This window comes from Aggregicoccus sp. 17bor-14, assembly GCF_009659535.1.
GTDB lineage: Bacteria > Myxococcota > Myxococcia > Myxococcales > Myxococcaceae > Aggregicoccus.
Genome location: NZ_VJZZ01000002.1, coordinates 373,264 through 399,323, shown reverse-complemented (window position 1 = coordinate 399,323; position 26,060 = coordinate 373,264). Strand labels below are relative to the sequence as shown.

Below are 26,060 nucleotides of genomic sequence, written 5' to 3'. Positions count from 1 at the left end.
CAGGCTATGCGGCGCGCGCCGCGCTCTGCGCGGCTGCGTCCTGCGCAGCCGGCCGTAGGGCCTCGAGCCGCGCGGGGGCGAGCGAGGGGCTCTTCCACGCGAGCTCGAGGGCCGAGCGCACGAAGGCGTCCGGCGCGATGACCTGGCGGCGCAGGAAGAGGACGCGCTCCTCCTCGGGCATCACCCCCAGGAAGGGCGCGAGGCAGCGCGTCGCGTAGAACACCAGCTCCGAGCAGGAGAGCTCGGAGAAGTCGCGGAAGTCGAACTCGAAGTCGTAGCCGGTGCCCAGCTTCGCGAGCACCGCGCGGCGGATGAGGGGCCACGCCTCCTTCGCGAAGTCCACCGCATCCCCCTGCTGCAGGCGCGCGTAGAGGTCCAGCTCCCCGGCCGAGAGCCCCGCGAGCAGCGCCGGCTCGAGCTCGCGCGGCTGCGTCCAGGTGCGCCGCAGCAGCTCGGGAAAGCGCAGCACCACGAGGCCGTCACAGCGGCAGAAGTTGAGGAAGTCCTCCGCCAGTACGCCCTCGGCGATGGCGTGCACCACCGTCTGCTCGCCCGTGCCGAAGTTCTCGCGGAACTGCGGGGAGAGCGCCGCGACCTCGCGGGGCTCCACCTTCCCCACGTACATCCCCACGTGGCTGAAGTAGCCGGGAATGAAGTGGCCATCCAGGTACTGGTCGTAGCGGCGCACCAGGATGTCGCCGGGCTGCACGCGGCTCATCACCTCGCGCATGTGCTGGCCCTTCACCCGGTAGCTGCCCGGGTCGTAGATCATGAAGAGCGGCCACCGGAACACCTTGATGTCCCCGAACACCGTGAGGAACCGCTGCAACAGCCCCCTGCCCTTTGCCATGCACCGGATGCTGAAGGAGCGCGGCGCACGGTGCAACTTCGCGGCGGGAAGGCGGGCTCAGGCGCCGCGCTTGTCCACCCCGCTGCCGATGCGCACCTGCGGCGACCCTGCGGGAACCTGGCTCATGTCTTCACTCTCAGGGCAGCCGTGCGGGGTGTCCAGGAGCTTCCACACGCAAGGCCGTCCCGCCGCCATCCCCCGCGGCCGCCAGGGTGCGGCGCCATCGCCCACCCGGAGGAAGGCATGCACCCCACGAAGCACCCGAGAAGTTCGCTGCTGCTGCTGTGCGCAGGCCTCGCCGCCTGCGGAGGCAGCGGCACCTCGCGCCCGAGCGACGCGGGGTCGGACGGCCTCGAGGCCTCTGTGGTGAAGGGCCGCGTGACGGACGCGCAGGGGCAGCCGCTCCCGAACATCGGCGTCTTCGCCGAGGCCTTCACCCCCATCCCCCAGACGGGCACCGCGGTGACGGGTGCGGACGGCCGCTACCGCATCGCGCTCAACCGCGCCCAGCCCGGCGTCTTCTCCGTCTCGGCGCAGCGCCACTTCAGCTACCGCGGGCAGGGGCTCGACATCTCCTTCGAGCCCCTGGACGCGAGCGAGTTCACGCAGAACGAGGGCGCGGTGCGCGACTTCGTGTGGCCGGGGCTGGGGGGCAAGCGCGGCTCGGGCGCGGCGACGATGGGCACGCTGTTCATCGACGGCCGGCTCAGCTCGGTGTGGGAGCCGGAGCGGGTGCTCGTCACGCTCGAGCCGCTCACCCCGCTGTTGGATGGCTCGAGCGGGAGCACCCTCGTCGCGCCGCCCGTCAACGGGCCCGAGGGCGTGGGCGTCTACGAGGTGCCCTACGCGCGCTACCGCGTGAGCGCGCGCTACGACGACCCGGAGCGCGGCATCGTCCCCATGTGCGTGCGCGCGCAGGGCGACACCACCCACCCGCGCGGCGCGCTGCAGGCCGAGGCGGACTTCCGCCCCGTGTACTCCATCCTCACGCTGGAGCTGGAGCTGGGCGTCCCCGACGTGGACCAGCACTGCGGCTGAGCAGCGCCTCGCGGCACCGGCAGGCCGCTTCGCCAGGGGGGCCAGCCGGCCGGCTGCAAAGGCCGGGGCCTCGCGCGCCTTCCTCCGTAGGGTCCCGCACCGGAGCAGGACTCACGGAGGGGCGAGGCCATGACGAGCGCGACTGAGGGCAGTGCACACACCGGAGGCGCCGCGGGGGCGCGCTGGAGCCTCCGGCTCCTGGGAGCGCCGCAGCTGCGCGTGGGCGAGGCGCCGCAGCGGCTGGACCGGCGCGCAGCGGCGGCGCTCGCCTATGTGGCGCTCTCGCACACGGCGTCCAAGCGCGGGCTCGCGGCGCTGCTGTGGCCCGACACCGAGAGCGCCCAGCGCCTCAACAACCTGCGCCACCTGCAGCGCCGGCTGCGCCTCGCGAGCGGCGGGCACGAGGTGCTCGCGCGCGACGAGAGCGGAGACTTCCTGCGCCTCGGGGCCGGCGGCCGCTGCGACGCGGCGGAGCTGTGCGAGCCGCGCATGGGCAGCGCGGCGGGCGCGCTCTCCGCGCTCCACTCCGAGCTGCTCGAGGGCCTGGACTTCAGCGACCTGCCGGAGTTCGAGCGGTGGGTGAGCGGCGCGCGCCTCAGCACGGCCACCTGGCAGCGGGCCCGCCTGCGCGAGGAGCTGCAGCGCCGCGAGCGCGCCGGAGACCTGCCCGGCGCACTGCTGCTCGCCGACGGCTGGCGGCGCCAGGAGCCCGAGTCCGATGCCGCCGCGCACTGCCTCATGCGCCTGCACGCGGCGCTCGGAGACCGGCGCGCCGCGCTGCACGCCTACGAGCAGTTCCGCGCCCACCTCGCGCGCGAGCTCGGCGTGACCCCGGCCGCCGAGACGGCCGCGTACGCCGCCTCGCTGCGCGCCCACGCTCCCGCGGCCTCGTGGCCGTCCGTGCTGCGCATGTCCGGTGGACTCGTTCCGCAAAGCGCGTGAATGTCCCCTCTCCCTCTGGGAGAGGGTCAGGGTGAGGGATGAACGGACGGATTCAGCGCCAGTCCCAGAGCACCACGGCCCACTCGTCCAGCGCGTCGCGGTAGGTCGTGAGCACCTGGAAACCCACGCGGGCGTGGGCACGCATCGAGCGCGTGTTGCGCGTCGCAATCTCCGTCACCATGAAGTCGAAGCGCTGCGCGTACGCCTCCTTGTGGCCGCGGTAGAGCGCGTCGAGCACGCCCTGGCCGCGGAAGGCGCGCGCCACGCAGACCTGTCCCATCACGTAGTAGCGCGACTGGGACAGCGGGCGCCCCTGCCACACGAGCGCATCGAACAGCGCGAACATCGGCGCGAGCACGGGCGCCGCGTCGCGCGCCTCGAGGGGCATGGTGAGCGCGTAGCCCGCGAGCACCTCCCCCTCGCGCGCAATCACGCTGGGCGCGAGCGCGTGCATCTGCTCGAGCGCCTCCAGCGTGTGCGCCACCGTGACGAAGCCCTCGCTGCGGGCATCTTCGGGGGAGACGTGGTCGCGCAGGTTCTCGCGCTGCAGCGCGAGGATGTCCTGCAGGTCTTCGCGGGTGGAGGCGAGGCGGACGTGCACGGTGCAGACCTCCGGAGGGCAGCAGGGAACGCGTCCCGGGCAGTACGCCGGGCCCTTCCCGGCGTCTACCCGCCCGCGACGTCGGGCAGTGGCGCGCGGGGCGCGGAGGGCTCCGTCCACCGCGCGCGCCGCAGGAAGAGGAGGCAGGCGCCGAAGATGCCCCCGTACACGAGCAGCCCCCACGCGAGGCTCTCGCGCGACGGGGTCGAGGCGGACCAGGTCCGGGAGGTTGCGAAGGCCACCGCGTTGTTCACCGCGTGCGCCACGATCCCCGCGTGGACGCTGCCGCTGCGCTCGCGCACCCAGCCGAGGAAGGCGCCCACGCCCGTGGCCAGCACCGCGTGCAGGGGATTGAGGTGCATGAGCCCGAAGAGGAGCGCCGTGAGGCCGATCCCCACCCCCCGGCCCCAGCGCGCCACGAGGCGGGTCTGCAGGTAGCCGCGGAAGAACAGCTCCTCGGCGAGGCCCGCGCCCGCGGCCATCACCACGAGCATCAGCAGGAACTCCCCGGTCGAGGCACGCCTCGCGAGCGCCTCCAACATCTCCAGCGGGCCGCCTTCCCTTCGCGCTCCGAGCAGGGAGGCCACGCAGCTCATCGTCCACCCGAGCGACAGGATGCCCACGCAGGCCACCCCCAGGGCGCCAGGCTTCGGGCGACCGGCCGGAACCAGGCCCAGCCGCTCGCGCCACGGCGTCGGGGACAGCGCGGCGGGGAGCAGCGCGCAGGCGAGCTGCACGAGGACCGTGACCAGGGAGCTCAGCGCCATCACGAGCGGCAGGGCGGCCACCGACATGCCCTGCTCTCTCAGCTGCGCGAGCACCTGGTCGTGGCTCTGCCCCGCGACGTACGCCGAGGCGGCCTGCGCTGCGAGCCAGGCTCCGAAGAACAGCGCCGAGCCGACCAGCATCCCCACCATGAGCAGCAGGTAGCTGAGCAGCGACGGCCAGACTCGCGGACGGGAGACGGGAGCCGCAGGGACGGCGGGGGCAGCGCTCTCGGGAAGCATGCCGCGTTCTACTCCGTGCCTCGAGGCGCGAGCGGCGACCCACCTCGGCCCACCTCCCCGCAGATTGACCAATACTGGAAAATTACAATACACCTCCGCCCGCCTCCCCCCTCCCCTGGCGGTCCTCATGCGTCGTGTCCTCCCCCTGGTCGGGCTGCTCTCCTGCAGCCTCGCCTGCTCCGTAGACTTCTTCGTCAGCCACGAGGCGCAGAGCGCCGCAGGCACCCGCGTCCCGGTGGACGTGCAGGTGGCCTTCGACGCGCGCTATCCGCCCGCGCCCTCGACCCCGAGCAGCCGCGACGCGCAGGGCATCGCCTGCGTGTCGCTGCCCGAGGCGTGGCCCGCTCCCGCCGCCACCTACGCCTTCGGCGACGGCGTGCAGCAGGACGGCACGCCGGAGCCGGAGCTCTCCGCGCTCGCCGAGCAGAGCCAGCCGCGCGCGGGCTCCGCCTGGCACTGCCTCTCCGCGGTGCACCGGGTGGTCTCGGGCGAGAGCGCCGCGCGCGCCACCTTCCAGCTGGACGTGCCGGCGGGGACGAGCGGCCGCTACGCGCTCGGCTACCTCGTGACGAGCCGTGACTACGTCCCGGCGGATGCGGACGCGGGCACGCCCGAGGGCTACCAGGGCGTCAGCTTCAGCACCCCGGTAGTGAAGGAGCTGCGCGTGGGCGAGGCGCCCCGCAGCACCTTCTCGCACTGGTACGCGCCTGCGAGCAGGCCGGCCGTGCGCAACGGCGACAACAGCGATCTCGGCGTGGTCGCCGCCGGCGATGGCGCCTTCCTCGCCGCGGGCCCCTACGGCGTGCTCACCTCCACCGACGCGAGCACCTGGACGCTGCAGCCCGCCGCGCCCGTGACCTTCAGCCGGCTGGTGCGCGGCGCCGGGCAGTTCGTGGGCTTCTCCAACGGCAGCTCGGCGCTCTACAGCTCGCCGGACGGCGCGAGCTGGACCAACACCTATACGGACGCGCAGAACCGCGCCCTCTTCAACGCCACCTTCGCCGCCGGGCAGTTCGTCGTCGTGGGCGCCCAGGGCCTGGTGCTCACCTCGCCGGACGGCCTCACCTGGACCCCGACCACCGTCCCCGTGACCGCGAACCTGCTGGCCGTGGCCGAGCTGAATGGCACCTTCGTCGTGACCGGCAGCGGCACGGACCCGGTGACCAACTCGCCGCACGGCGTCGTGCTGCGCTCTTCCGATGCGCTCACCTGGACCGAAGTGCCCGCCGCGCCCGCGGGGCTCATCACGCAGCTCGTCGCGGGCCACGGCCGCCTCGTGGGCATCCTCGACACGAGTGCTGCGCCGCTCGTCTCCGAGGACGTGGGGCTCACCTGGGCGAGCGGCGTGGGCAGCCCCAACGCCGGAGGCGCCACGCTGACCTTCGCCGCGGACCGCTTCGTGCTCGCGTCGCCGGGGACGCAGCCCCTTTACGTGTCCTCGGCCGGCTACGGCTGGACCCCGGTGGAGATGGGCACCAACGCGGCGCTGCCGGCAATCGCCGCGAGTGCCGAGAAGGTGGTGGCCGTGGGCTCGGATGGCTTCGTCGCCGTGGCGGACGTGCGCGCCATGGCCGCCCCGGAGTTCCTCACCCACGAGCTGCCGGGCGCCACCGTGAGCGTGAACTACGCGCAGCCCGTCCTCGGCGAGTACGGCACCGGCCTGACCACGCTCGCGCTGAAGGACGGCGCGCTGCCCGAGGGCGTCGCCTTCGAGCGCGAGGCGCTGGTGGGCGCCCCCACCGCCCCGGGCACCTACGCCCTGACCTTCCAGCTCACCGACGCGGACGGGCGCCACACGGAGCAGGCGCTGAGCCTGCGCGTGGCCGCCTTCCCCTCGCTCACGCCGTCCACCCTGCCGCTCGCGGTGGTGGGCCGTGAGTACCAGGCACAGCTCCAGGCCCTGGGTGGCACCGCGCCGGTCTCGGTCGGCGTCAACTACCCGGAAGACAGCTGGCTCACGGTGAGCGAGGCCAGCAGCGTGCTCTCCCTGGGCGGCGTGCCCCAGGCCGTGGGCACCTTCGAGCTGCAGGCCAGCGTGCGCGACGCGAACGGCGCCCAGGCCCTGGCCGCGTACACGATCGAGGCCGTGGAGGCCCCGGTGGTGGAGACGGCGGGCGAGCTGCCCGTCGCCGTCATCGGCCGGCCCTACACGGCCACGCTCTCGGCGAGCGGCGGCACCGGGCCCTACACCTGGAGCTTCGAGGGCGCGGCCCCCGTGCCCGGCCTGCAGCTCGCCGCGGACACGGGCGTGCTCTCCGGCGTGCCCACCCAGGCAGGCACCTTCGCGCTCGACAGCGTGATGGTGACGGACGCGCGCGGCGTGTCCACGCACGCGGCCCTCGAGCTGGTGGTGCTCTCCGTCCCCTCCATCCAGACGCCCGACTCGCTCGTGGCCATCCTGGGGGCTCCGTACACGGGCAGCTTCACCGTCTCCGGCGGTACGGCGCCCTTCACCTGGAGCTTCGCGGGCAGCCTGCCCGCGGGCCTCACCCTCACCCAGCAGGACGGCGCCTTCGTGCTCGAGGGCAGCGCCTCGCAGGCGGGCGACGTGACGCTCGAGGGCCTCACCGTGACGGACGCGAACGGCCTGTCCAGCACGATGGACGCCGTCGTGCACGTGCGCGCGAAGTTGCAGCTCGGCGCGCCGGCCTCGCTGCCGGCCGCCCAGCAGGGCAGCGCGTACGCGGCCGTGCACTTCACCGCCACCGGCGGCGTCACCCCGCGCACCTGGAGCTCCACGGGCACGCTGCCCGCCGGGATGCAGCTGCGCGAGGAGGCCGGCGACTTCGTGCTCTCCGGCACGCCCTCCCAGACGGGCACCTTCACCGTGAAGGTGAATGCGAAGGACGGCGAGCAGACGGCGAGCCTCGAGCGCACCCTCACCGTGAGCGCGGCTCCGGTGACGCCGACCACTCCGAGCACGCCGACGACGCCGACCACGCCGGCGAAGGGCGGGGGCTGCTCCCAGACGGGTGACACCCAGGGCGGGCTGCAGGTGCTCGGCCTCGGTGCGCTCGCGCTGATGATTCGCCGCCGCCGTCGCACGGCGTAGTCACCACGCAGTCAGCGTTTTACCCGACCGGGTTGCATCTTCCAGATGCAACCCGGTTTCGTTTGGGCGGCGCGAGCACGGTCTCCACCGCTCTAGCTCGCGCCGAGCAACCGCGACACGAGCGCGGGCCAGTCGGTGCCCGCGGGCAGGCGCCCCTCGGCAGCCTCCGGGCGCCCCCCACCGCGGCCGCCGGCAGCCTCCGCGGCGCGCTTGAGGAAGGCGCCGCACGCGAAGTCCGAGCCCGGCCCGCGCGCCACCAGCACCGCGAGCCCCTCGGGCGTGCGCCCGGCGAGCAGCACCACCGCGCGCTCCTGTGAGCCGAGGCGCGCGGCCACCGCGCGCAGCAGCTCCGCGCCCCCGTCCAGCACGCCCACGCAGCGCCGCTCGGGGGAAGCCTGCAGCTGCTGCAGCAGCTCCGCGGCGGCCGCCTCGGCGAGCCGCGCGCGCACGAGCCCCAGCGCCTCGCGCGCGTCCGTCAGCTCGCGCCGCAGCTTGTCCACGGCCGCCGGCACCTCGAGCGGGCCGCAGGTGAAGTCGCGCGCGAGCCCGCGCAGCACGCCGACCTCGCTCCAGAGCCCGGCGCGCGCGCGGGGCCCCGCGTCGAAGAGCACGCGCGCGCGGCCCTTGTTGCGCTCCACGCCCAGCACCCGCACCAGCCCCACCTGGCCCGAGCGCGTGCAGTGCGTGCCGCCGCAGGGCGACACGTCGAAGTCGCCGATCTGCAGCACGCGGATGTTCTCGCTCACTTTCGGCGCGCGCCGCAGCGGCAGGCGCGAGAGCTCCTCGGGCGTGGGAAAGAAGGCGCGGATGGGCACGTCCTGGTCGATGACCGCGTTCACCCGCGCCTCGGCCTCCTGCACCTGCGCCTCGGGCAGCGCCTCCAGGTCCACGTCGATGGTGCACAGCGTCTCGCCGAGCCGCGAGGACACGGTGTGCGCCCCGGCCACGTCCTCCAGCGCGCGGCTGAGCATGTGCTGGCCGGTGTGCAGGCTCATGTGCGCGCGCCGCCGCGCCCAGTCCACCGCGCCCTCCAGGGCCTCGCCCACCGCGGGCAGCGCGGCGCCGGGCGCGAGCACGTGGTGCACCACCCCGGCGTCGTCCACCTGCACGTCCGCGAGCGCCTGGCCCCCGAGCACGCCGCGGTCCGCCATCTGGCCGCCCGCCTCCGGGTAGAAGGCGGTGCGGTCCAGCACCAGCGAGGGCGCGCCCTGCCACGCCCCGTGCGCCACGACGCGCGCGGTGAACCGGAGGAGGAAGGAATCTTCGAAGTAGAGGCGCTCGGTGGGGCTCATGGCGCGCTCAGCCATAGCACGCGGCCCCCGGCGGGCGCGGGAGTGCACGTGGCTGGCTGCCCTGCGTGCGGCGAGCCTGCGCGCGCGCGTTTCGTCCAGGCACCGCGCGAGCGGCGCTATAGGAGTACGGGCTGGAGGGGCTCGACCTACCGGAGGTCAGGAGCGGACATGGCGCAGTACAGGGCGTTCTCGAGCACAGCCGAGGTGTTGGGCCAGTCGGTGCTCGCCATCGTCGGGGGCATGGAGAACAACCGCGTGCGGGCGCTGGAGCTGCTCGCCGAGCAGGGGCTGACGCCGATGGAGCCCCACCGCTGGTACGCGCAGCAGCCGGTGCTGGACGTGTTCCGCAACATCTTCGAGCGCATCGGGCCGAGCACGGTGCGCGCCATCGGGCGCAAGGTGCCCGAGTGGGCCGTCTTCCCGCGCACGGCGCCCGGCGCCATCGAGGAGGCGCTGCAGGCCCTGCAGGTGGCCTACGAGACGAACCACCGCAACGGGGACATCGGCCACTACCGCTTCGAGCGCACGGGCCCGCGCAGCGGCCGCATGGTGTGCGTGAATCCCTACCCCTGCGACTTCGACCTGGGGCTGGTGGAGGCGGTCGCCGAGAAGAGCCGCCCCCTGCACTCGCTGCGCGTGCGCGTGGAGCACGCGCCGGGCGACTGCCGCAAGCGCGGCGACGAGGCCTGCGCCTACGCGGTGAGCTGGTAGGCGCGGGCCCTGCTGCGGCTAGTGCTTGCCGTGGCCCTTGTGCTTGCCGTGGTCGTGGTGGTCGTCGCGGTCGTCGTCGCGGCGGTCGTCACCGCGGCGCTCCTCCACGTAGACCACCTTGCGCACGGGCTCGCGCTCCTGGCGCACGTACACGGTCTTCACCTCGCGGCGAGGCTCCTCGCGGATCACGCGCACCTCGCGCTCGTCGCGGTGGTGGTAGCGGCGATACTTGCCCGGAGGCGCGCGCACCACCGTCACCGGCACGTAGCGCTCCTCCACGCGCACCCAGTGCCCGCGGTGGTCGCGCGTGCGGTACCAGTTCGGCCCCTGGCGCACGTAGTAGTACTCGTTGACGTAGTAGACCTCGTCGTCGCAGTCCTCGACGACCTGCACGCCCGGCTCCACCGTGACCACGGGGGGGCGGACCGCGAAGTGGATGCTGGGCAGGCGCACGTCCACGGAGACCTGTGCCAGGGCGGCGCTGGAGCCGAGAACCACGACAGCTGCGAAGAGGCGGAGTCGGTTGTTCATGGCGAGAGAGCCTGCAGCGGCCGCATGTAGGCCTGCTAGCCCCTCACTGTAATCCTTGTGATGACGAGGGGTTGGGACCACTCGATGGCCCCCGGCAGGAGCAAGCGGGCAGTCGTGGACGCAGCGCGGCAGCGGCTCCACGGCGCGCTTCGGTGGGCCGGGGCCGCGTGCGAGAGTCGCCCTCATGCCCTCTGCCGCCTCCGCCCTGTTTCGCGACTGCGCCCGCCTCTTCATGGTGGGCTTTCCCGGCCTGCGCATCGACGAGGAGCTCGGGCGCCTCATGGACGAGGGGGTGTTCGGCGCCATCCTCTTCAAGCGCAACGTGAGCGAGGGACAGCCGGCGGCCACGGCGGCGCTGTGCCGCGAGCTGAAGGAGCGCGCGCGCCGCCCCTTCATCCTCTCGGTGGATCAGGAGGGGGGCCGCGTGGCGCGCCTGCGCGGCGCGCCCTTCACGGCGCTGCCGCCGATGCGCGAGCTGGGCGCGGACGGGGACGCGGGGCGCGTGGAGCGCGCAGGGCGGCTGCTCGCGCACGAGCTGCGCGCGGTGGGCTTCGACTGGGACTTCGCCCCGGTGCTGGACGTGGACACCAACCCGAAGAACCCGGTCATCGGCGACCGCGCCTTCAGCCGCGACCCCGCCGAGGTGGGGCGGCTGGGCGTGGCGCTCGCGCGCGGGCTCGAGGCGGGCGGCGTGGCGAGCTGCGGCAAGCACTTCCCCGGCCACGGGGACACCACCACGGACAGCCACCTCACGCTGCCGCGGCTGCCGCACGACCTCGAGCGGCTGCGCGCGGTGGAGCTGGTGCCCTTCCGCGCCTTTGCCGCCGCGGGGCTCTCCTCGCTGATGACGGCGCACGTGCTCTTCGATGCGATCGAGCCCGGGGTGCCCGCCACCATGAGCGCGCGCGTGCTGGACGGGCTGCTGCGCCGCGAGCTGGGCTTCGACGGCGTGCTGGTGAGCGACGACCTGGAGATGAAGGCGATCGCGGACCACTACTCCGTCGAGGAGGCGGCGGTGCAGGGCACGCTGGCCGGGGTGGACCTGTTCCTGGTGTGCCACCGCGCGGACGTGCAGCGGCGCGCCATCGAGGCCGTGGTGCACGCGGTGGAGAGCGGGCGCATCCCGCGCGCGCGCATCGCCGAGGCCCACCGGCGGCTCGCCCGGCTCGAGGCGCGCTTCGCCCACCCGCCGGAGGACCGGCTCGCCACCCTGGGCACGCCCGAGCACCGCGCCCTCGCCGAGGGGCTCACCAGCGCCTTTGCCGGGAAGGACCCCACCGAGGTGATGACCGCCCCCCGCAACGCGTAGCGCCGCAGCACCCGCCCGGTCAGGCGGTGCACTGCGGCGTGCGGAGTCTCCGGAGTCGCAACCGGGCTGCAGCTGCAACCCGGTTGCACCCGTGGGGTTACTTCGAGTCGTCCTTCACGCCGGGCTTGTCCGGGTCGTGCACCCGCGTGTTGCCGGTGGAGCCCTCCTTCGGCTGGGCCTGGCCGCCGCTCTTGGCAGGCTCGGCCATGCTGCCGCCGGTCTGGTTGTCCTCCTGGCGAACCCCGGAGCCACCCGCGCCGGTCTCCGGCTGGGTGGGGCCGGTGGCGCCGCTGCCGCCGATGCCCGAGGGCAGGCGCTCGGGGCCGGTGTTGCCGCTCTGGCGCTGCAGGGCCTGCGGGCTGTTGCCCGGCTGGGGCGCGGGCACCGGAAGCGCGGGAGCGCCGAGCAGCGGCGCGGGGCCGCCGGTGTGGTTGTTCTGCTTGAAGGAGCCGTCGGGCGCCTGGAGCACGAACTCGGGGCTCGTCTCGCGCGGGCGCCAGGTGGCGGGGTCCGACGCGGTGGTGCCGGCGGCGCCCGTGCCGCCGGTAGGGTCGCGGCGCATCGAGACGGCCGGGAGGTTCCCCTCGCCGCTGCCGCCGGTGCCCTGCTCCATCGCCGTGGTGGTGGCGGGCTGCGGGATGACCGGGTCCACGCTGCCGGGCGACTGCTGCGCGGTGACGTTGTAGCGCGGGTCACCCGAGCTGTAGCGCGGGCGGTGGTGCGTGTAGCCGCCCGCGCGGTTGCGGTACGGGTACGGCCCGTTGCCGTCCTGGGCGCCGTTGCAGGCGCCGGCGAGCAGCCCCGCCGCAGCGAGTGCTCCGAGCAGTCCCCAACGGTTGAAGCGGTGTGCGTGCATGGCCCTCTCCCCTCGTCCTCTGTCGTCCAGCGTCCCCGGGGACGCGCGTGTCGTCCCTTGAGGGATGCACACGCCCGGACGCCCAGACCACGGGTCCTGGGAGGAGGGCCGAGCGGCTGGCCGGCTGGCCGCTGCGCACGTCGACCGTGAGGGATGGACCCGGGCCGCGGGTCCATCCCTCGTCGGACGGCTAGCGCTTGCGGGGCAGCAGCCGCTCGGCGATGGCGCGCGCGCGGCCCACCAGCGTGGGGCGCAGGCCGCTCTTCTTCGCCGCGCCCTTCTTCGCCGCGCCCTTCTTCGCCGCGGGGCGCTTCGCCGCGGCCTTCTTCGCGGCGCGGGTCACGGGAGCGCCCTTCTTCGCCGCGCCCTTCTTCGCTGCCGGACGCTTCGCCGCGGCCTTCTTCGCCGCGCCCTTCTTCGCTGCAGGACGCTTCGCCGCGGCCTTCTTCGCCGCGCCCTTCTTCGCCGCAGGCCTCTTCGCAGCCGCCTTCTTCGCGCCGCCACCCTTCTTCGCCGCGGGGCGCTTCGCCGCGGTCTTGCGCGCGGCGGGGGCGGCCTCCGGGGCGAGCGGAGCCTGGGGGGCGGGCGCGGGGGTGACCGTGCCGGCAGCGCCGCTCGGCGGAGCCTCGGGCTCCTTGCGCGAGGGCGTGAGGCCGAGCGCCCCGAGCACCTCGTTCACGTGGCCCTCCACCTTCACCTTGGGCCACACGCGCGCGAGCTTGCCGTCCGGGCCGATGAGGAAGGTGGCGCGGTTCACGCCCATGTACGTGCGGCCGGCGAACTGCTTCTCGCCCCACACGCCGTACGCGTCCGCCGTCTTGTGGTCCGTGTCCACGAGCAGGGGAAAGGGCAGGTTGAACTTCGCGGTGAACTTCTGGTGGCTCTTCTCGTCGTCGGGCGAAATGCCGAGCACGACCGCGCCGGCCTTCTCCAGCACCGAGTGCTCGTCGCGGAAGTTGCACGCCTCCACGGTGCAGCCGGGCGTGTCGTCCTTCGGGTAGAAGTAGAGGACCACGTTCTTGCCCGCGAAGTCCGAGAGCTTCACGGAACGGCCCTGCTGATCCTGCAGCTCGAAGCTCGGGGCGGCGTCACCAGTCTGGGGAATGGGCATGGTGCGGCCGATGCTGAAGCAGCCGCTCGGCTGCTCGCAAGCCCCACGTGCGCACAACTGCACGTGGGCGACAGCCGGCCGGGGGGCGCCTCAGGGCGCCGGGTGCGGCGCGGCGCCGCCGTCCGGGAGCGCGGGGTGCGCGGCTCCCTCGTCCTCCGCGTGCTCGTGGGCCTCGTAGCGGGCCTGGCGCTCGCGGCACTCGCCCAGGGCCTTCTCGAGCGCGGGGCGGCCTCCCGGGGGCGCTGCGCCCAGCTGCTCGGCGAGGCGCGCGCAGGCGGCGCGCTGCAGGTCGGCGGCGCTCGCGCCGGGGCCCGTGGCGCCGGGCACCGCGAGGGGCCGCGGCGGCGGGCGGTGCGAGAGCGCGCGCAGCGCCTCGAGCCGCTTCTGCGCCTGGGGCCAGGCCTTCGAGTCGCGGGGGATGGCCTCGTACTCCTGGATGAGCGCGGTGAGGCGCGGGTCGGGCCCCGCGGCCTGGGGCGCGGCCTGCAGGCCCGACTCCACCAGGGCCTCGTAGCGCGCGTCCGCGCGGGCGAGCCGCTCGGGCCCCTCGTCCCCCTTGCAGGCGGGGAGCAGCAGCAGCGGGCCGAGCAGCGCGAGGAGGGAGAAGGCGGCGAGCGGAGAGCGGTGCACGGGACAGAGGCTAGCAACTCCGCTGGCCCTCGGCTCGGCGCGCGGGTAGGGTCCGCCGCCGTGTCCCACGCCCTCCTCGCCTTCGCACTCGGCCTCTCGCAGGGCCTCGTCCACGCCCTGGGCCCGGACCACTGCGCGGCCATGGCCACGCTGGGCACGCTGAACGGCGGGCGCCGCAAGAGCGTGCTCGCCACGGCGCTGCGCTTCGCGCTGGGGCACGCGGCGATGCTGGGCGGGGTCGCGGCGGTGTGCCTGCTCGCGGGGCTCGGGCTCTCGGAGACCTTCACGCGCTGGGCGGAGGTGTTCGGCGGCGGCGTGCTGGTGGCGCTCGCGGTGACGGCGCTGCTCTTTCCCAGCAGCGTCTCGCACGGCCACCCGCACCTGCCGGGGCACGACAAGGAGCCGCACGCGCACGTGCACGTGAGCACCGCGGCCGGCGCGCTGATGGCGGTGAGCGGCGTGCGCGCGCTGCTGCTCGCGCTGCCCCCCTTGCTCGTGGGCGGCAGCATGAACCACGCGGGCTGGAGCTACCTGCCGGGCTTCGCGCTGGGCATCCTGCTGGGCATGGGCGCCGTCGGGCTGCTCTTCGCCGAGGGGCTCAGCCGCGTGGGGCACCGGCTCGCGCCCTGGGTGCACCGGGGCGTCGCGCTGGTCTCCGGAGGGCTCGGCCTGTTCTGGATGGTCGCGCAGCGCTAGCCGCTACTCGCGCCGCTCGAGAATCCCCAGCGAGAGCATCGCCACGAGGAAGCCGTGCAGCACGTGCTCGGGGCGGTTCGCCAGCGCGAGCAGCTCGGCCACCGTGCGGGTGCCGTCCACGCGCGGCAGCAGCTCCGCCTCCCAGCGCTCCAGCTCCACCTCGTTGAGCGGGTAGGACGGCGCCACCGCGGGCAGCAGCCGGTCCTCGGGGCGCAGCAGGCGGCGCAGGCGCTCGGGCTTGTAGAGCTTCTTGATGCCGCGGGTGATGAGGCTCGCGGGGTGGATGTCCAGCTTGATGGACTCGGCGCTCGCGCGCTCCTTGAAGGACATGACGTAGGTGCCGTCCTCCCACGCGAAGAGCGAGTAGATGATCGCCTTCACCTGCTGGCCCACGTAGTACAGGCGCTCGGTGTCCTTGAGCAGGCCGCGCTCCACCAGCACGTCGCCGGTGCGCCGCCCGCCCGCGCTGGCCACGGCGCTCGCGTCCGCGAGCTGCTCGGGGCGGATCTTCCCCACGCGCACGAGGAACTGGCCGAAGCGGTCCGCGAGCAGGTTGGAGAGCGCGAACACGGGCGTGCCGCGCTCGAAGTACACCACCTTCTTCACCTTGCCGCGCTGCACACCCAGCTCGCCCGTCTCGCGCGAGAGGTAGAAGGCGGTGATGAGGCTGGGCAGGTTGTCGCGCAGGTCGCCGCGGCGCGCGCCCGGGGCGCTCGAGGCGAGCGGGCTGCCGGTGGCCGCGGGGCGCACCTGCCCCGCGGGGCGCGGCAGCGCGGCGGCGCCCTTGGCGAGTGGGCTCGCGGTGAGGTTCGCCCCGCGCAGCTCGGCGCTGAGGTTCTCCCCGCCCGTCACCTTGATGCGGCCGGTGAGCTCCATGGGGTCCTGCGGCCCCTCCTCCTCCACGTCCAGGTCCAGCTCCACCTCGAAGGCGTCCTGGAGGCTCGCGGGGCTGGGGGTGCGCTTCTCGGCGGGCAAGAGCTTCGTCACCGCCTCGAGCAGCTTCTGCGCCTCGAAGGGCTTCTCGAAGTAGCCGGCGGCCGCGTACTTCTGGCGCGCCTCGAGCGCGTGCTTGCCGCCCTTGAAGACGCCGGTGATGAAGAGCAGCGGCAGCTGCGGCTGCTCCTTTCGCAGCGCGTCCGCCAGGTGGTAGCCCATCATGTCGGGCAGCAGGATATCGAGCACCGCCACGCCGGGCGGCTGGGCGCGCGCGGCCTCCAGTGCCTGCTTGCCGCGGCTGGCGCCGAGCACCTCGTAGCCCGCATCCTCGAAGAGCTGCGTGAGCAGCGAGAGCAGCTCCTGGTTGTCGTCGACGACGAGGATTCGGGGGGCCATCGCCGCCTCACCCTAGCAAAGCCCGCGGCTGCACCCACAGGTTTCACCTACATGGGTATCGGCCGATGTGAGTGCAACCGACCCAGGTGCACGCGGGGCCGAGGAGGCGTAGGGTGCGCCCCCCGTGAACCGCATCTGCAGCCGCTTCTCCCCCGTGCGCCTCCCCCTCCGCACCCTGCTCCCCACCCTCGGGCTCCTCTTCGCGCTGCTCGCCGTGGCGCACCCCCGCGCCGCGCTCGCGCAGGTGGACGAGGAGCCGGACGCGGGGAGCCTGCCCGGCCCCACGCCGGACGCGGGCGAGGAGCCGCCCGACGAGGACACCACCGGACACATCGTGGAGGTGTGCCGGGTGACGGCGGACTGCAGCCCGCGCTTCGCGTGCGACAGTGGCCGCTGCCGCTACCAGGGCACGCGCGAGGCGAAGCGCGTGGGCTGCATGCTCGGGCCCGAGGGCACGGTGGCGCTCATCGGGCTGGGGCTGGTGGCCACTGCCCGGCGCCGCCGCTAGGGCGCCCAGGGCGCGCCGCACGCAGTACACACGAGGGGGAGCGAGCGATGCGGCTGGGCCTCAGGGCGGACAACCTGCTGGAGCGGATTGCGGGCTGGCTCAACCTCGCGCCGCAGCCGCTCGCGCAGGCCTTCTTCGGGATGATGGCGGCGCGCACGCTGATGGCCGGCAGCCGGCTCGGCGTGTACCGGGCGCTCGCCGAGGGCCCCGCGCACCCGGACGCGCTCGCCGTGCGGCTGGGCCTGAGCGCCGCGGGCACGCGCGCGCTGCTCGAGGCGCTGCGCGCCTGCGAGGCGGTGCAGCTGCGGCGCGGCGGGCTGTACCGGCTCGCGCCGCGCGCCGAGCGCTGGCTGGACCCGCACAGCCCCACCTACGTGGGCGGCTACCTCGACTTCAACTACGCGCAGTGGGACTGGTGGGGTGGGCTCGAGGAGGTGGTGCGCTCGGGGAAGGGCGTGGACATCCACCGGCTCGCGCCCGAGGACCCGCGCTGGAGCGACTACATCCACGGCCTGCACCAGCTCGCGCGCCTCGCCGCGCCCGAGGTGGCGCGCGCCCTGCCCCTGCCGCGCGCGCCCGGCGGCCGCGCGGTGCAGGGCCACGTGCTGGACCTGGGCGGCGGCCACGGCTGGTTCGCCGCCGAGCTGCTGCGGCGCCACCCGGGCCTCGGGGCCACGGTGCTGGACCTGCCGGGCAGCGCGCGCGTGGGGCGGGAGATCGTGGCGGCCGCGGGCCTCTCCGCGCGCATGGCCTTTCGCGAGGTCGACCTGCTGGACCCGGCCACCGCGCTCACGGGCCCCGCGGGCGAGGCGCCCGGGCTGGTGCTGCTCTTCCAGGTGCTGCACCACCTGTCGCGCGAGCAGGGGGTGGCCTTGCTCGTCCGGGTGCGGCGCGCGCTCGCGCCCGGGGGGCGGCTCGCGGTGCTCGAGTACCTGCGTGAGGGAGCAGGCGAGCAGGCGGCCGACGGGGGGGAGGACGCCTCCAGCCTGGTGGGGCTGCACTTCTTCCTCACCTCGGGGGCGGCGGCATGGACCCTCGGGCAGCTGCGCTCGCAGCTCGAGGAGGCGGGCTTCCGGGTGGAGCGCGTGCGCCCGGTGCGCCGCCTGCCGCTGCAGTCGCTGGTGGTTGCTTCCCCGGACGACAGACGGGGGTAGCGGGCCTTCCGGGGGCGGCCCCATCGTATAGGGTGCACCGGACCGTGAACCCTCCCTCCGAGACTCTCGCTGCCGCGCCCCTCCCGCCCGGGCTCCCGCTCGTGGTGGACCTGGACGGCACGCTCACCCGCACGGACACGCTGCACGAGTCGCTGCTGCTGCTGCTCAAGCAGCACCCGCTGCTGGTGCTGCTGGTGCCCCTCTGGCTGCTCAAGGGCAAGGCGCACCTGAAGGCGGAGCTCGCGCGGCGCGTGGTGCCGGACGCGGCGCACCTGCCCTACGACGAGGGGCTGCTCGCGTACCTGCGCGCGGAGCACGCGCGCGGCCGGCGCCTGGTGCTGGCCACCGCGGCGGACCGGCGCGTGGCGGACGCGGTGGCGCAGCACCTGGGCCTCTTCGAGCGCGTGCACGCGAGCGAGGGCGGCGTGAACCTGCGCGGTGCGCGCAAGCTCGCGAGCCTGCGCAGCAGCCTCGGCGCGGACTTCCACTACGCGGGCAACGAGCGCGACGACCTGGCGGTGTGGCGCGAGTGCGCGGGCAGCGTGGTGGTGAACGCGCCGGGCGGAGTGGTGCGCGCGGCGCAGGCGCTGGGCCGCCCCGTGCAGGTGTTCCAGGGCCCCCGGGCCCGCGCGCGCACCTGGCTCAAGGCGGTGCGCGTGCACCAGTGGGCCAAGAACCTGCTGCTCTTCGTGCCGCTGCTCGCCGCGCACCGGGTGCGCGAGCCCGCGCTGCTCGTGCACGCGGCGCTCGCCTTCGCGTCCTTCAGCCTCTGCGCCTCCAGCGTGTACGTGCTCAACGACCTGCTGGACCTGGAGGCGGACCGGCAGCACCCGAGCAAGTGCCGCCGCCCCTTCGCCTGCGGGCTGCTGCCGCTCAAGGTGGGCCTCGTGCTCGCGCCCCTGCTGCTGGTGGCGGGCTTCGGCATCGCGCTCGCGTGGCTGCCGCGCGAGTTCGTGCTGCTGCTGTGCGCGTACTACGCGGTGACGCTCGCGTACTCGTTCTACCTCAAGCAGGTGATGGTGCTGGACGTGCTGGTGCTCGCCGGGCTGTACACGGTGCGCATCCTGGGCGGCGCGCTCGCGGTGGGGGTGCGCACCTCGAGCTGGCTCTTCAGCTTCTCCATGTTCCTCTTCCTCAGCCTCGCGCTGGTGAAGCGGCTGAGCGAGGTGCGCAGGCTGCGCATGAGCAAGCAGGAGGTGGCGCACGGGCGCGGCTACTTCGCCGGAGACCTGGAGCAGCTGGGGCAGCTGGGCACCTCGAGCGGCTACCTCGCGGTGCTGGTGCTCGCGCTCTACATCTCGAGCGAGGAGGTGCGCCGGCTCTACGATCACCCCGAGCGCCTCTGGCTGCTCTGCCCCGTGATGCTCTACTGGGTGAGCCGCGTGTGGCTGCTCGCGCACCGGGGCGAGGTGAACGAGGACCCGCTCGTCTTTGCCCTGCGCGACAAGGTGAGCTACGCGGTGGGGCTGGCCGCCACGCTCGTCATCCTGCTGGCCGCCTGAGCCGGGTCCCGAGCTTCCGATGCCTCCCATGAGCAAGGCGCTGCAGAGCTGGGGGCGCTACCCCCGCGTGACCCAGAGGGCGCACCCGCTGGTGTGGGTGGGAGAGCCCTTGCCCCAGGGGCTGCAGGGCCCGCTGCTGCCCTACGGGCAGGGGCGCAGCTACGGCGACTCCTGCCTCAACCCGGGCGGCACGGTGCTCACCACCGCGGGGCTGGACCGCTTCCTCGGCTTCGACCCGGCGAGCGGCGTGCTCACCTGCGAGGCGGGGGTGACGCTGGAGGACATCCTGCGGCTCGCCACCTGGCAGGGCTGGTTCCTGCCGGTGACGCCGGGCACCAAGTTCGTGAGCGTGGGCGGCGCCATCGCCAACGACGTGCACGGCAAGAACCACCACCGCATGGGCACCTTCGGGCGGCACGTGCGGCGCTTCGAGCTGCTGCGCTCGGACGGCCGCCGCCTCGTGTGCAGCCCCACCGAGAACGCGGACTGGTACGCGGCGACCATCGGCGGCCTCGGGCTCACCGGCGTCATCCTCTGGGCCGAGGTGCAGCTGCGCCGGATGAGCAACCCGTACATCCAGCAGGACACCCTGCCCTTCGCGAACCTGGACGGCTTCTTCCAGGCCGCGGCCGAGAGCGACGCGGACTTCGAGTACACGGTGGCGTGGGTGGACTGCCTCAGCCGCGGCCGCAAGCTGGGGCGCGGGCTCTACTTCCGCGGCAACCACGCCCCGCCGCAGTTCGATGCGCTCCCGCTCGCCAAGAGCCACCTGTCGCGCAAGGGCGGGCTCTCGGTGCCCTTCGACCTGCCCTCCTTCACCCTCAACCGGCTCACCGTGGCGGCCTTCAACGCGCTGTACTACGGCAAGAACCGGCTGGGCGCGGGCAAGACGCACCTCACGCACTACGACCCCTTCTTCTACCCGCTGGACAGCGTGCACGCCTGGAACCGCATCTACGGGCGGCGCGGCTTCCTGCAGTTCCAGTGCGTGGTGCCACACGAGGTCGGCGGCGGCGCGATGCGCGAGATCCTCGAGCGCATCGCGGCGAGCCGGCTCGCGAGCTTCCTCGCGGTGCTCAAGAAGTTCGGCAGCGCGCCGAGCCCGGGCCTGCTCTCGTTCCCGCGGCCCGGGGTGACGCTCGCGCTGGACTTCGCCAACGCAGGCGAGCGCACCTACCGGCTCTTCCACGAGCTCGAGCGGGTGACGCGCGAGGCGGGCGGCGCGGTGTACCCGGCGAAGGACGCGCGCATGGAGCCGGAGACCTTCCAGGCCTCGTTCCCGCAGGTGGGCGCCTTCGCGCGCTTCGTGGACCCCGCCTTCTCCTCCGCGTTCTGGCGGCGGGTGAAGGGCGCTGACGCGGCGGCCGCCGCGCGCTAGAGAGGGGCCCCATGAAGAAGATCCTCGTCCTCGGCGCCACCAGCGGCATCGCCCAGGCCTGCGTGCGGCTCTACGCCGCGCGCGGCGCCTCGCTCTACCTCGTGGCGCGCAACGCGCAGAACCTGCAGGCGGTGGCGCAGGATGCGGCCACGCGCGGCGCGGCGCGGGCGGAGGCGGAGGCGCTGGACCTGGACGACTTCGAGGCGCACGGGCCGCTCGTCGCGCGCGCGGAAGCGGCGCTGGGCGGGCTGGACGGGGTGCTGCTCGCGCACGGCGTGCTGGGGGACCAGGCTGCGTGCGAGCGCGACTTCGCGCCCACCCGCGCCGTGCTCACCACGAACCTGCTGGGCCCCGTCTCGCTGCTCACCCACCTGGCCAACCGCTTCGAGGCGCAGCGCAAGGGCACGCTGGTGGTCATCTCGAGCGTGGCGGGCGACCGCGGCCGGCAGAGCAACTACGTGTACGGCACCTCCAAGGGCGGCCTGAGCGTGTTCCTGCAGGGCCTGCGCAACCGGCTCAGCCGCTCGGGCGTGGCGGTGGTGACGGTGAAGCCGGGCTTCGTGGACACACCGATGACCGCGGGGGTGAAGAAGAACGCCCTCTTCGCCACGCCGGAGCAGGTGGCGCGCGGCATCGTCAAGGCGGCCGAGCGCGGCAGCGACGTGGTGTACCTGCCGGGCTTCTGGCGGCTCATCATGTTCGTCATCCGCTGCGTGCCCGAGCGGCTCTTCAAGCGGCTGAAGCTGTAGCGGCCCAGGGAGCGTGCGCGCGCGCGCCCCGCGCTCCGCTGCGCGACGGCCGCGCAGGCAACCCCGTCCCCGCGTTCCAGGCCGGATGCCATCGGGCGCGGCCGTAGGCACTTCTTCCGCGGACCTTTTCACGCGGAGAGACACCATGACGATCTCGGGACGTTGGACCCTCGCGGGCGTGCTCGCGTCCGCCCTGCTGCTCGCCCCGGCCTGCTCGGACAACCGCCAGCGCGGCACCAGCACCACCGGAGCCAGCGGCGGTACCGGCAGCAGCGGTGGCACGGGCGGCAGCGGCAGCGCGAGCGATACGAGTGGCACCGGCGGCTCGGGCAGCATGAGCGACACGAGCGGGACCGGTGGCTCGGGGAGCATGAGCGACACGAGCGGGACGGGTGGCTCGGGCTCCATGAGCGACACCAGTGGCACCGGCGGCTCGGGCAGCAGCATGAGCGACACCTCCGGCACCGGCGGCTCGGGCTCGATGAGCGACACGAGCGGCATGGGCGGCTCGGGCAGCATGAGCGACGGCGGGATGGGCGGGATGGACGGCGGCAGCTCTCGCACCCACAAGGGCGCGCACCGGGACGCGGGCACCTACTAGCCCCGTAGGCTGAGCGACACCGCGCGCCGAAGGGGCTGGAGCCCGGGCGCGCGGGCAGCACAGCATGCCGCGCACGCGGGGCATACAGCCCTGCGTGGAGCCGAGGTGGACGGGGCGTGGGGCTGAGGCGATGGCTGGGGCCGTGCGCGCTGGTCGCAGGCGTGAGCGCCGTGCTCTTCGGCGCCGCGCTGGTGCTCGAGCGCGCCCTCTACTTCCGCGACATCCTGCACTACTACGCCCCCACCCGGGAGGCGGCGAGCGCCGCGTGGCGCGCAGGCGCGCTGCCGCAGTGGAACCCGGGGCAGTTCGCCGGCGTGCCGCTGCTGGGTGACCCCCACGCCGCGGTGCTCTACCCCCCGAACCTCCTCTACCTGCTGCTGCCCTTCCCGCGCGCGTACGCGTGGACCCTCGCGCTGCACCACGCGGCCGCCGGGCTCGGGCTGTACGTGCTGCTGCGCCGCGCGACGGGGCAGGCGTGGGCGGGCGCGGCCGCGGCCCTGTGCTTCATGGCCGCGGGGCACGTGGTGGGGCTCGCCACCGCGGGCCCCCTCATGGCGGGGCTCGCGTACGTGCCCTGGTTCCTCGTCGTCCTCTCGGGGACGGCGCGCCCGGCGCGGCGCGTGGCGGGGCTCGCGGCGCTCGGCGCGCTGCAGGCGCTCTCGGGAGACCCGCAGTCGGTGCTCTACGCCGCGCTCGCCGCGCTCGCGTGGGTGGCCACGCGCCCCGCGCCGCGCGAGCGCAAGGAGGGGCTCCTCGTCGCCGGCGCGGGGCTCGCGCTCGCGGCGCTGCTCGCCGCGCCGCAGCTGCTGCCCGCCTGGAACACGCTGCGGCTGTCCACGCGCAGCGCGCCGGGGGCGGACTTCGCGCAGTGGACGCTGCACCCGGTGCGCCTGCTGGAGCTGTTCCTGCCCTTCGCGCTGGGCGGGCACCTGGAGACGCCCGCCTTCTGGGCGCGCTTCGCCGTGGAGGGCCCCGCGCCCCTGCCCTTCTCGCTCAGCCTCTACCTCGGCGCCGCCACGCTGCCCCTGGGGCTGCTGGGCTTGCGCCGCGGCTCACCCTGGGCGCGCTTCGGACTCGTGCTCCTGCTGGGCGGCCTGCTGCTCGCGCTGGGCTCGCACGTGGGGCTGGGGGCGCTGCACACGCGGCTGCCGCCCTTCCGCTTCTTCCGCTACCCGGAGAAGTACGCGGTGCTCGCCACCCTGGGCTGGGCGGTGCTGGTGGGGCTGGGCTTCGCGCGGGCCCTGGAGCCTGCGCCCCTGCCGCGCCGGCGCCTCGGCCTGCTCGCGCTCGGGCTCGGGCTGGCAGGGGCCCTGCTCGCGCTGCTCGCGCTGTGGCCCGGCGGCGCGCGCGAGGCGGGCGCGTGGGCGCTGCGCGCGAGCGGCAGCAGCAAGGCACTCTCTGCCGACGCGCCGGCCGCGGCGCTGCGCCCCGCGCTCGCGCAGGCGCTCGGCTTCGGCGCGCTCGCGCTGGGGGCGCTCGCGCTGCTGCGCCGGCGGCCCGGCGCGTGGCCCGCGCGCGCGCTGCTCGGAGCGGTGCTCGCGCTGGACCTGCTGCTCGCCGCGCGGCGCATCGTGTGGTTCGGCGACCCCGCGCTGTTTCGCGCGCCCTCGCCGGTGGCGGAGGCGGTGCGCGCGCACGCACCCGCGGGGCCCTTCCGCCTCTGGCGCGACACGCTGGGCCTGCGCGGCGCGGTGCCCGAGCTGCACACCCGGGGCGCGCTGGAGCAGGCGCGGGCGTGGGAGCGCGCCACGCTCAAGAGCAACCTCGCGAGCCTCTTCGGTCTCGAGGAGCTGAGCGGCTACGGCGCCGTGCAGCTCGCGCGCGAGGCGGCGCTGGTGCAGGCGCTGAAGGGCCAGGAGCTGCGGCTCGCCCAGCTGCTCAACGCCTGCTTCCTGCTCACCGCGCCGCACGCCCCCGTGCTCGCGAAGAACCCGCGCGTGCAGCAGGTGGCCGCGTGGCCCGAGCTGAAGGCCAGCCTGTGGCTGCTGCGCGACTGCCCCGCGCGCCTGCGCAGCCCCGCGCGCGTGCAGCTCGCACACTCCGAGGACGAGGCAGCCCGGCTGCTCGCCGCGCCGGGCTTCGATCCGCTCACGGAGGCCGTCGTCGAAGTTGCCGGCGGTGCTCCGCCACGGCAGGGCCCGCTCGCCCCCGCCACCTTGAGCGACGCGGCGCACGGCACGGGCTTCGCGGCCGTGCGCGCCCAGGTGCCGGCGGACGGCAGCCTCCTCGTCTTCGCCACCGCGAGCCACCCGGGCTGGAGGGCGTGGGTGGACGGCAGGCCCGCGCCGCTCGTGCACGTGGACCTCGCGGCGATGGGAGTGTGGCTCGAGCCCGGGGAGCACCGGGTGGAGCTGCGCTACCGCGAGCCGGGGCTGGGGCTCGCCTTCGGGCTGGGAGCGCTCGGCCTGCTGCTCACGCTCGCGCTCACGGCGTGGCGCCGTCCGCGGCGTCCGCCGCCGGAACCACCCGGTACAGCCGCCAGCGCCCCTCGGTGGTGACCGGCACCAGCGAGGGCCAGCGCCCGGGCACGGTGTCCTGGTCCTTCGGGCTCGCGCCCAGCAGCACGTAGTCGAAGCGCTCGAGGTCCGCGGGCTTCACCCGCGCGGCGTACCACTCCAGCCCCTTCGTCCAGGTGCGCCGCCCGGTGTCCCGGTACACCACCGGGCTGGGGGCGAAGTCCGCGAAGGAGAAGGCGAGCTCCCCGCCGCGCAGCACCTGCGCGTAGGCGAAGGTCTGCAGGAAGGGGCGCCCCTTCACGCTGCTGCTGGTGCGCAGGAAGTCCAACCCCAGCACGCGCGGGTGCTCGGGGAGCGCGGCGAGCGCGGCCGGGAGCCCCGCGAGGTCGCGCCGCTCGAAGCGGTGCCAGGCGAGCGCCGTGGCCACTGACAGCAGCAGCGAGAGACCCAGCGCCACGGCGGCGCGCGCGTGCGGGCGCAGGCGCGGCGCCGGCAGGGCGAGCAGGAAGAGCGCGGCGCTGAAGGGCATCCAGCGCTCGGCGAGCCGGATGGTGTTGCTGTGCTCGTTGGGCAGCACCAGCACCAGCGCGAAGAGCAGCAGCGCGGTGCCCAGCAGCGGCACGTCCACGCGCGCGCGCAGCTCGCGGCGCGCCTGCCACAGCCCCACGCCCAGCCAGGCGAGCAGCGCGAGGAAGAGGGGCCCCTCGATGGTGTCGTGCAGCCCGCCGAACGTGGCGTTGCTCATCCACCCGAGGCTGAGGCGCTGGTAGAAGCCGCTGAACCAGGCCGTGGGCGAGTCGAAGCCGCGCTCGGCCAGCTGCGGGTACCACCAGAGCGCGAGCCCCGCCGTGGGCAGCACCGCGCTGCCCTGCAGGAGCACCGAGCGCCAGTCGCGCCCGCGGTGCTGCAGCGCCCACTGCATCGCGAGCGTCAGCCCCCCGGCGGCGAACCACAGCGCGTGAGACCAGAACAGCAGCGCGGCGAGCGCCGCGTGCGCGAGCCAGGTACCCACGGTGCGCGCGGGCGGCCGCGAGACGCGCTGCAGCCAGAGGAGGAAGACGGGCCAGCCCACCAGGAAGCTGCAGAAGCCCCAGTACAGGGTGTGGTTGAAGAAGGGCAGGCTCGCGAGCACCGCGGCCTCGGCGGCGCGCCCCCGGCGCCAGGCGAGCGCGTGCACGCCGCCCACCCACAGCAGCCCCAGCGCCAGCACCCCGATGCGCCCCACCTGCAGCGGCGGCAGCAGCGCCCACAGGCCCGTGAGGAGCACGTACACGCTCCAGTACGGGGTGAAGGGCTGGATCCGGTAGGGGCTGGGCCCCGCGCCGTGCGCGCCCAGCGCCTCGTGCAGCAGCCGCACCTGCGCCACGTGCTGGGGCAGGTCGGTGACGGGCGGGAAGGTGACCACGAGGAAGGGCAGCGCCACGAGCGCAGCGCTGAGCAGCAGCAGCGCGGGCCGCCGCCGTGCCCACAGGGGAAGCGGGACGACGCGGGCCTCCTGCCGGGGGGAGGGCAGCGCCTCGGCCTGTGCCCCCAGGGGGAAGGCGCGCAGCGAGAGCATCGTGCCCCGCTCCGGCCCCTCGCTCTCTTCCATCTCCGACCCCCTTGCCGGCCCGCGTCCCGTCCACGCCCCTCCGGCCGGGAGAGCGCGGAGCCGCGCCGGTGGACGGGCCCGATGCGGGCCGTCCTCGTCAATCTCGCGTGCCTGCGCCCAGCGACAAGCTGCCCTGACCAAAGGCCCGGGGCTGGCCGCCTGA

General features: G+C 74.6%; 23 protein-coding genes. 13 read left to right on the top strand and 10 right to left on the bottom strand.

What is annotated here, in order from left to right; all coding sequences use genetic code 11:
* Positions 1-4 precede the first annotated feature (4 nt).
* Complete coding sequence (locus tag FGE12_RS05645; protein WP_153865221.1) at positions 5-850, bottom strand: YiiX/YebB-like N1pC/P60 family cysteine hydrolase; 846 nt, start codon at positions 848-850, stop codon at positions 5-7.
* A gap of 243 nt (positions 851-1,093) precedes the next feature.
* Between FGE12_RS05645 and FGE12_RS05640 the strand changes: the two genes are divergently transcribed.
* Together FGE12_RS05640 and FGE12_RS05635 are read left to right on the top strand one after the other, a co-directional pair.
* Positions 1,094-1,888 carry a carboxypeptidase-like regulatory domain-containing protein gene (locus FGE12_RS05640; protein WP_153865219.1) on the top strand — a complete coding sequence of 265 codons (795 nt, stop codon included), beginning with the start codon at positions 1,094-1,096 and terminating at the stop codon, positions 1,886-1,888.
* A gap of 129 nt (positions 1,889-2,017) precedes the next feature.
* The gene (locus tag FGE12_RS05635; RefSeq protein ID WP_153865218.1) at positions 2,018-2,830 is read left to right on the top strand and encodes a bacterial transcriptional activator domain-containing protein; all 813 of its coding nucleotides are present in this window, start codon (positions 2,018-2,020) and stop codon (positions 2,828-2,830) included.
* A 52-nt stretch (positions 2,831-2,882) separates the two neighbouring features.
* On the opposite strand, the gene FGE12_RS05630 is transcribed toward FGE12_RS05635, so the two are convergent.
* Complete coding sequence (locus FGE12_RS05630) at positions 2,883-3,431, bottom strand: GNAT family N-acetyltransferase (protein ID WP_194797610.1); 549 nt, start codon at positions 3,429-3,431, stop codon at positions 2,883-2,885.
* Positions 3,432-3,496: 65 nt separating this feature from the next.
* Complete coding sequence (locus FGE12_RS05625; protein WP_194797609.1) at positions 3,497-4,438, bottom strand: CPBP family intramembrane glutamic endopeptidase; 942 nt, start codon at positions 4,436-4,438, stop codon at positions 3,497-3,499.
* Between the two features lie 127 nt (positions 4,439-4,565).
* On the opposite strand from FGE12_RS05625, the gene FGE12_RS05620 reads away from it, so the two are divergent.
* Positions 4,566-7,490, top strand: coding sequence for a putative Ig domain-containing protein (locus tag FGE12_RS05620; protein ID WP_153865214.1), 2,925 nt, complete (start codon positions 4,566-4,568; stop codon positions 7,488-7,490).
* A 92-nt stretch (positions 7,491-7,582) separates the two neighbouring features.
* Here the strand turns inward: FGE12_RS05620 and FGE12_RS05615 are convergent, their stop codons facing one another.
* On the bottom strand, positions 7,583-8,782 hold the full coding sequence (locus tag FGE12_RS05615) for an alanyl-tRNA editing protein (protein ID WP_153865213.1): 1,200 nt from the start codon (positions 8,780-8,782) through the stop codon (positions 7,583-7,585).
* A gap of 168 nt (positions 8,783-8,950) precedes the next feature.
* Between FGE12_RS05615 and FGE12_RS05610 the strand changes: the two genes are divergently transcribed.
* Positions 8,951-9,493 (top strand): hypothetical protein, encoded by a 543-nt coding sequence (locus FGE12_RS05610; protein WP_228530585.1) that lies wholly within the window; start codon positions 8,951-8,953, stop codon positions 9,491-9,493.
* Positions 9,494-9,511: 18 nt separating this feature from the next.
* Here the strand turns inward: FGE12_RS05610 and FGE12_RS05605 are convergent, their stop codons facing one another.
* On the bottom strand, positions 9,512-10,024 hold the full coding sequence (locus FGE12_RS05605; protein ID WP_153865211.1) for a hypothetical protein: 513 nt from the start codon (positions 10,022-10,024) through the stop codon (positions 9,512-9,514).
* Between the two features lie 184 nt (positions 10,025-10,208).
* Here FGE12_RS05605 and nagZ point away from each other — a divergent pair, with 184 nt between their 5' ends.
* Positions 10,209-11,333 carry a beta-N-acetylhexosaminidase gene (nagZ, locus tag FGE12_RS05600; RefSeq protein ID WP_153865209.1) on the top strand — a complete coding sequence of 375 codons (1,125 nt, stop codon included), beginning with the start codon at positions 10,209-10,211 and terminating at the stop codon, positions 11,331-11,333.
* A 97-nt stretch (positions 11,334-11,430) separates the two neighbouring features.
* Here nagZ and FGE12_RS05595 read toward each other — a convergent pair whose 3' ends face one another.
* From FGE12_RS05595 to FGE12_RS05585, 3 genes are all read right to left on the bottom strand, one after another.
* Positions 11,431-12,189, bottom strand: a complete 759-nt coding sequence (locus FGE12_RS05595) for a hypothetical protein (RefSeq protein ID WP_153865207.1) — start codon at positions 12,187-12,189, stop codon at positions 11,431-11,433.
* A gap of 190 nt (positions 12,190-12,379) precedes the next feature.
* Positions 12,380-13,300 carry a thioredoxin-dependent thiol peroxidase gene (bcp, locus tag FGE12_RS05590; RefSeq protein ID WP_153865205.1) on the bottom strand — a complete coding sequence of 307 codons (921 nt, stop codon included), beginning with the start codon at positions 13,298-13,300 and terminating at the stop codon, positions 12,380-12,382.
* A 90-nt stretch (positions 13,301-13,390) separates the two neighbouring features.
* Positions 13,391-13,930, bottom strand: coding sequence for a hypothetical protein (locus tag FGE12_RS05585; RefSeq protein WP_153865203.1), 540 nt, complete (start codon positions 13,928-13,930; stop codon positions 13,391-13,393).
* Between the two features lie 60 nt (positions 13,931-13,990).
* Between FGE12_RS05585 and FGE12_RS05580 the strand changes: the two genes are divergently transcribed.
* Complete coding sequence (locus FGE12_RS05580; RefSeq protein WP_194797608.1) at positions 13,991-14,626, top strand: hypothetical protein; 636 nt, start codon at positions 13,991-13,993, stop codon at positions 14,624-14,626.
* Between the two features lie 3 nt (positions 14,627-14,629).
* Here the strand turns inward: FGE12_RS05580 and FGE12_RS05575 are convergent, their stop codons facing one another.
* Positions 14,630-15,958 (bottom strand): response regulator, encoded by a 1,329-nt coding sequence (locus FGE12_RS05575; RefSeq protein WP_153865202.1) that lies wholly within the window; start codon positions 15,956-15,958, stop codon positions 14,630-14,632.
* A 124-nt stretch (positions 15,959-16,082) separates the two neighbouring features.
* On the opposite strand from FGE12_RS05575, the gene FGE12_RS05570 reads away from it, so the two are divergent.
* From FGE12_RS05570 to FGE12_RS05540, 7 genes are all read left to right on the top strand, one after another.
* Entirely contained in the window at positions 16,083-16,466 is a 384-nt protein-coding gene (locus FGE12_RS05570; RefSeq protein ID WP_153865200.1) for an MXAN_6627.5 family MYXO-CTERM protein, read from the top strand.
* A 47-nt stretch (positions 16,467-16,513) separates the two neighbouring features.
* Positions 16,514-17,620 carry a class I SAM-dependent methyltransferase gene (locus tag FGE12_RS05565; RefSeq protein WP_153865198.1) on the top strand — a complete coding sequence of 369 codons (1,107 nt, stop codon included), beginning with the start codon at positions 16,514-16,516 and terminating at the stop codon, positions 17,618-17,620.
* Positions 17,621-17,664: 44 nt separating this feature from the next.
* On the top strand, positions 17,665-19,122 hold the full coding sequence (locus FGE12_RS05560; RefSeq protein WP_194797653.1) for a UbiA family prenyltransferase: 1,458 nt from the start codon (positions 17,665-17,667) through the stop codon (positions 19,120-19,122).
* Positions 19,123-19,150: 28 nt separating this feature from the next.
* A complete protein-coding gene (locus tag FGE12_RS05555; protein ID WP_153865194.1) occupies positions 19,151-20,500 on the top strand; it encodes an FAD-binding oxidoreductase in 1,350 nt (449 codons plus the stop codon).
* Between the two features lie 11 nt (positions 20,501-20,511).
* Positions 20,512-21,249, top strand: coding sequence for an SDR family oxidoreductase (locus FGE12_RS05550; protein ID WP_153865192.1), 738 nt, complete (start codon positions 20,512-20,514; stop codon positions 21,247-21,249).
* A gap of 145 nt (positions 21,250-21,394) precedes the next feature.
* The gene (locus tag FGE12_RS05545; RefSeq protein ID WP_153865191.1) at positions 21,395-21,850 is read left to right on the top strand and encodes a hypothetical protein; all 456 of its coding nucleotides are present in this window, start codon (positions 21,395-21,397) and stop codon (positions 21,848-21,850) included.
* Between the two features lie 161 nt (positions 21,851-22,011).
* Positions 22,012-24,348 carry a YfhO family protein gene (locus tag FGE12_RS05540; protein WP_153865190.1) on the top strand — a complete coding sequence of 779 codons (2,337 nt, stop codon included), beginning with the start codon at positions 22,012-22,014 and terminating at the stop codon, positions 24,346-24,348.
* Here the strand turns inward: FGE12_RS05540 and FGE12_RS05535 are convergent.
* Complete coding sequence (locus FGE12_RS05535) at positions 24,275-25,897, bottom strand: hypothetical protein (protein ID WP_153865189.1); 1,623 nt, start codon at positions 25,895-25,897, stop codon at positions 24,275-24,277. The two genes, FGE12_RS05540 and FGE12_RS05535, sit on opposite strands and share 74 nt — an antisense overlap.
* Positions 25,898-26,060 lie beyond the last annotated feature (163 nt).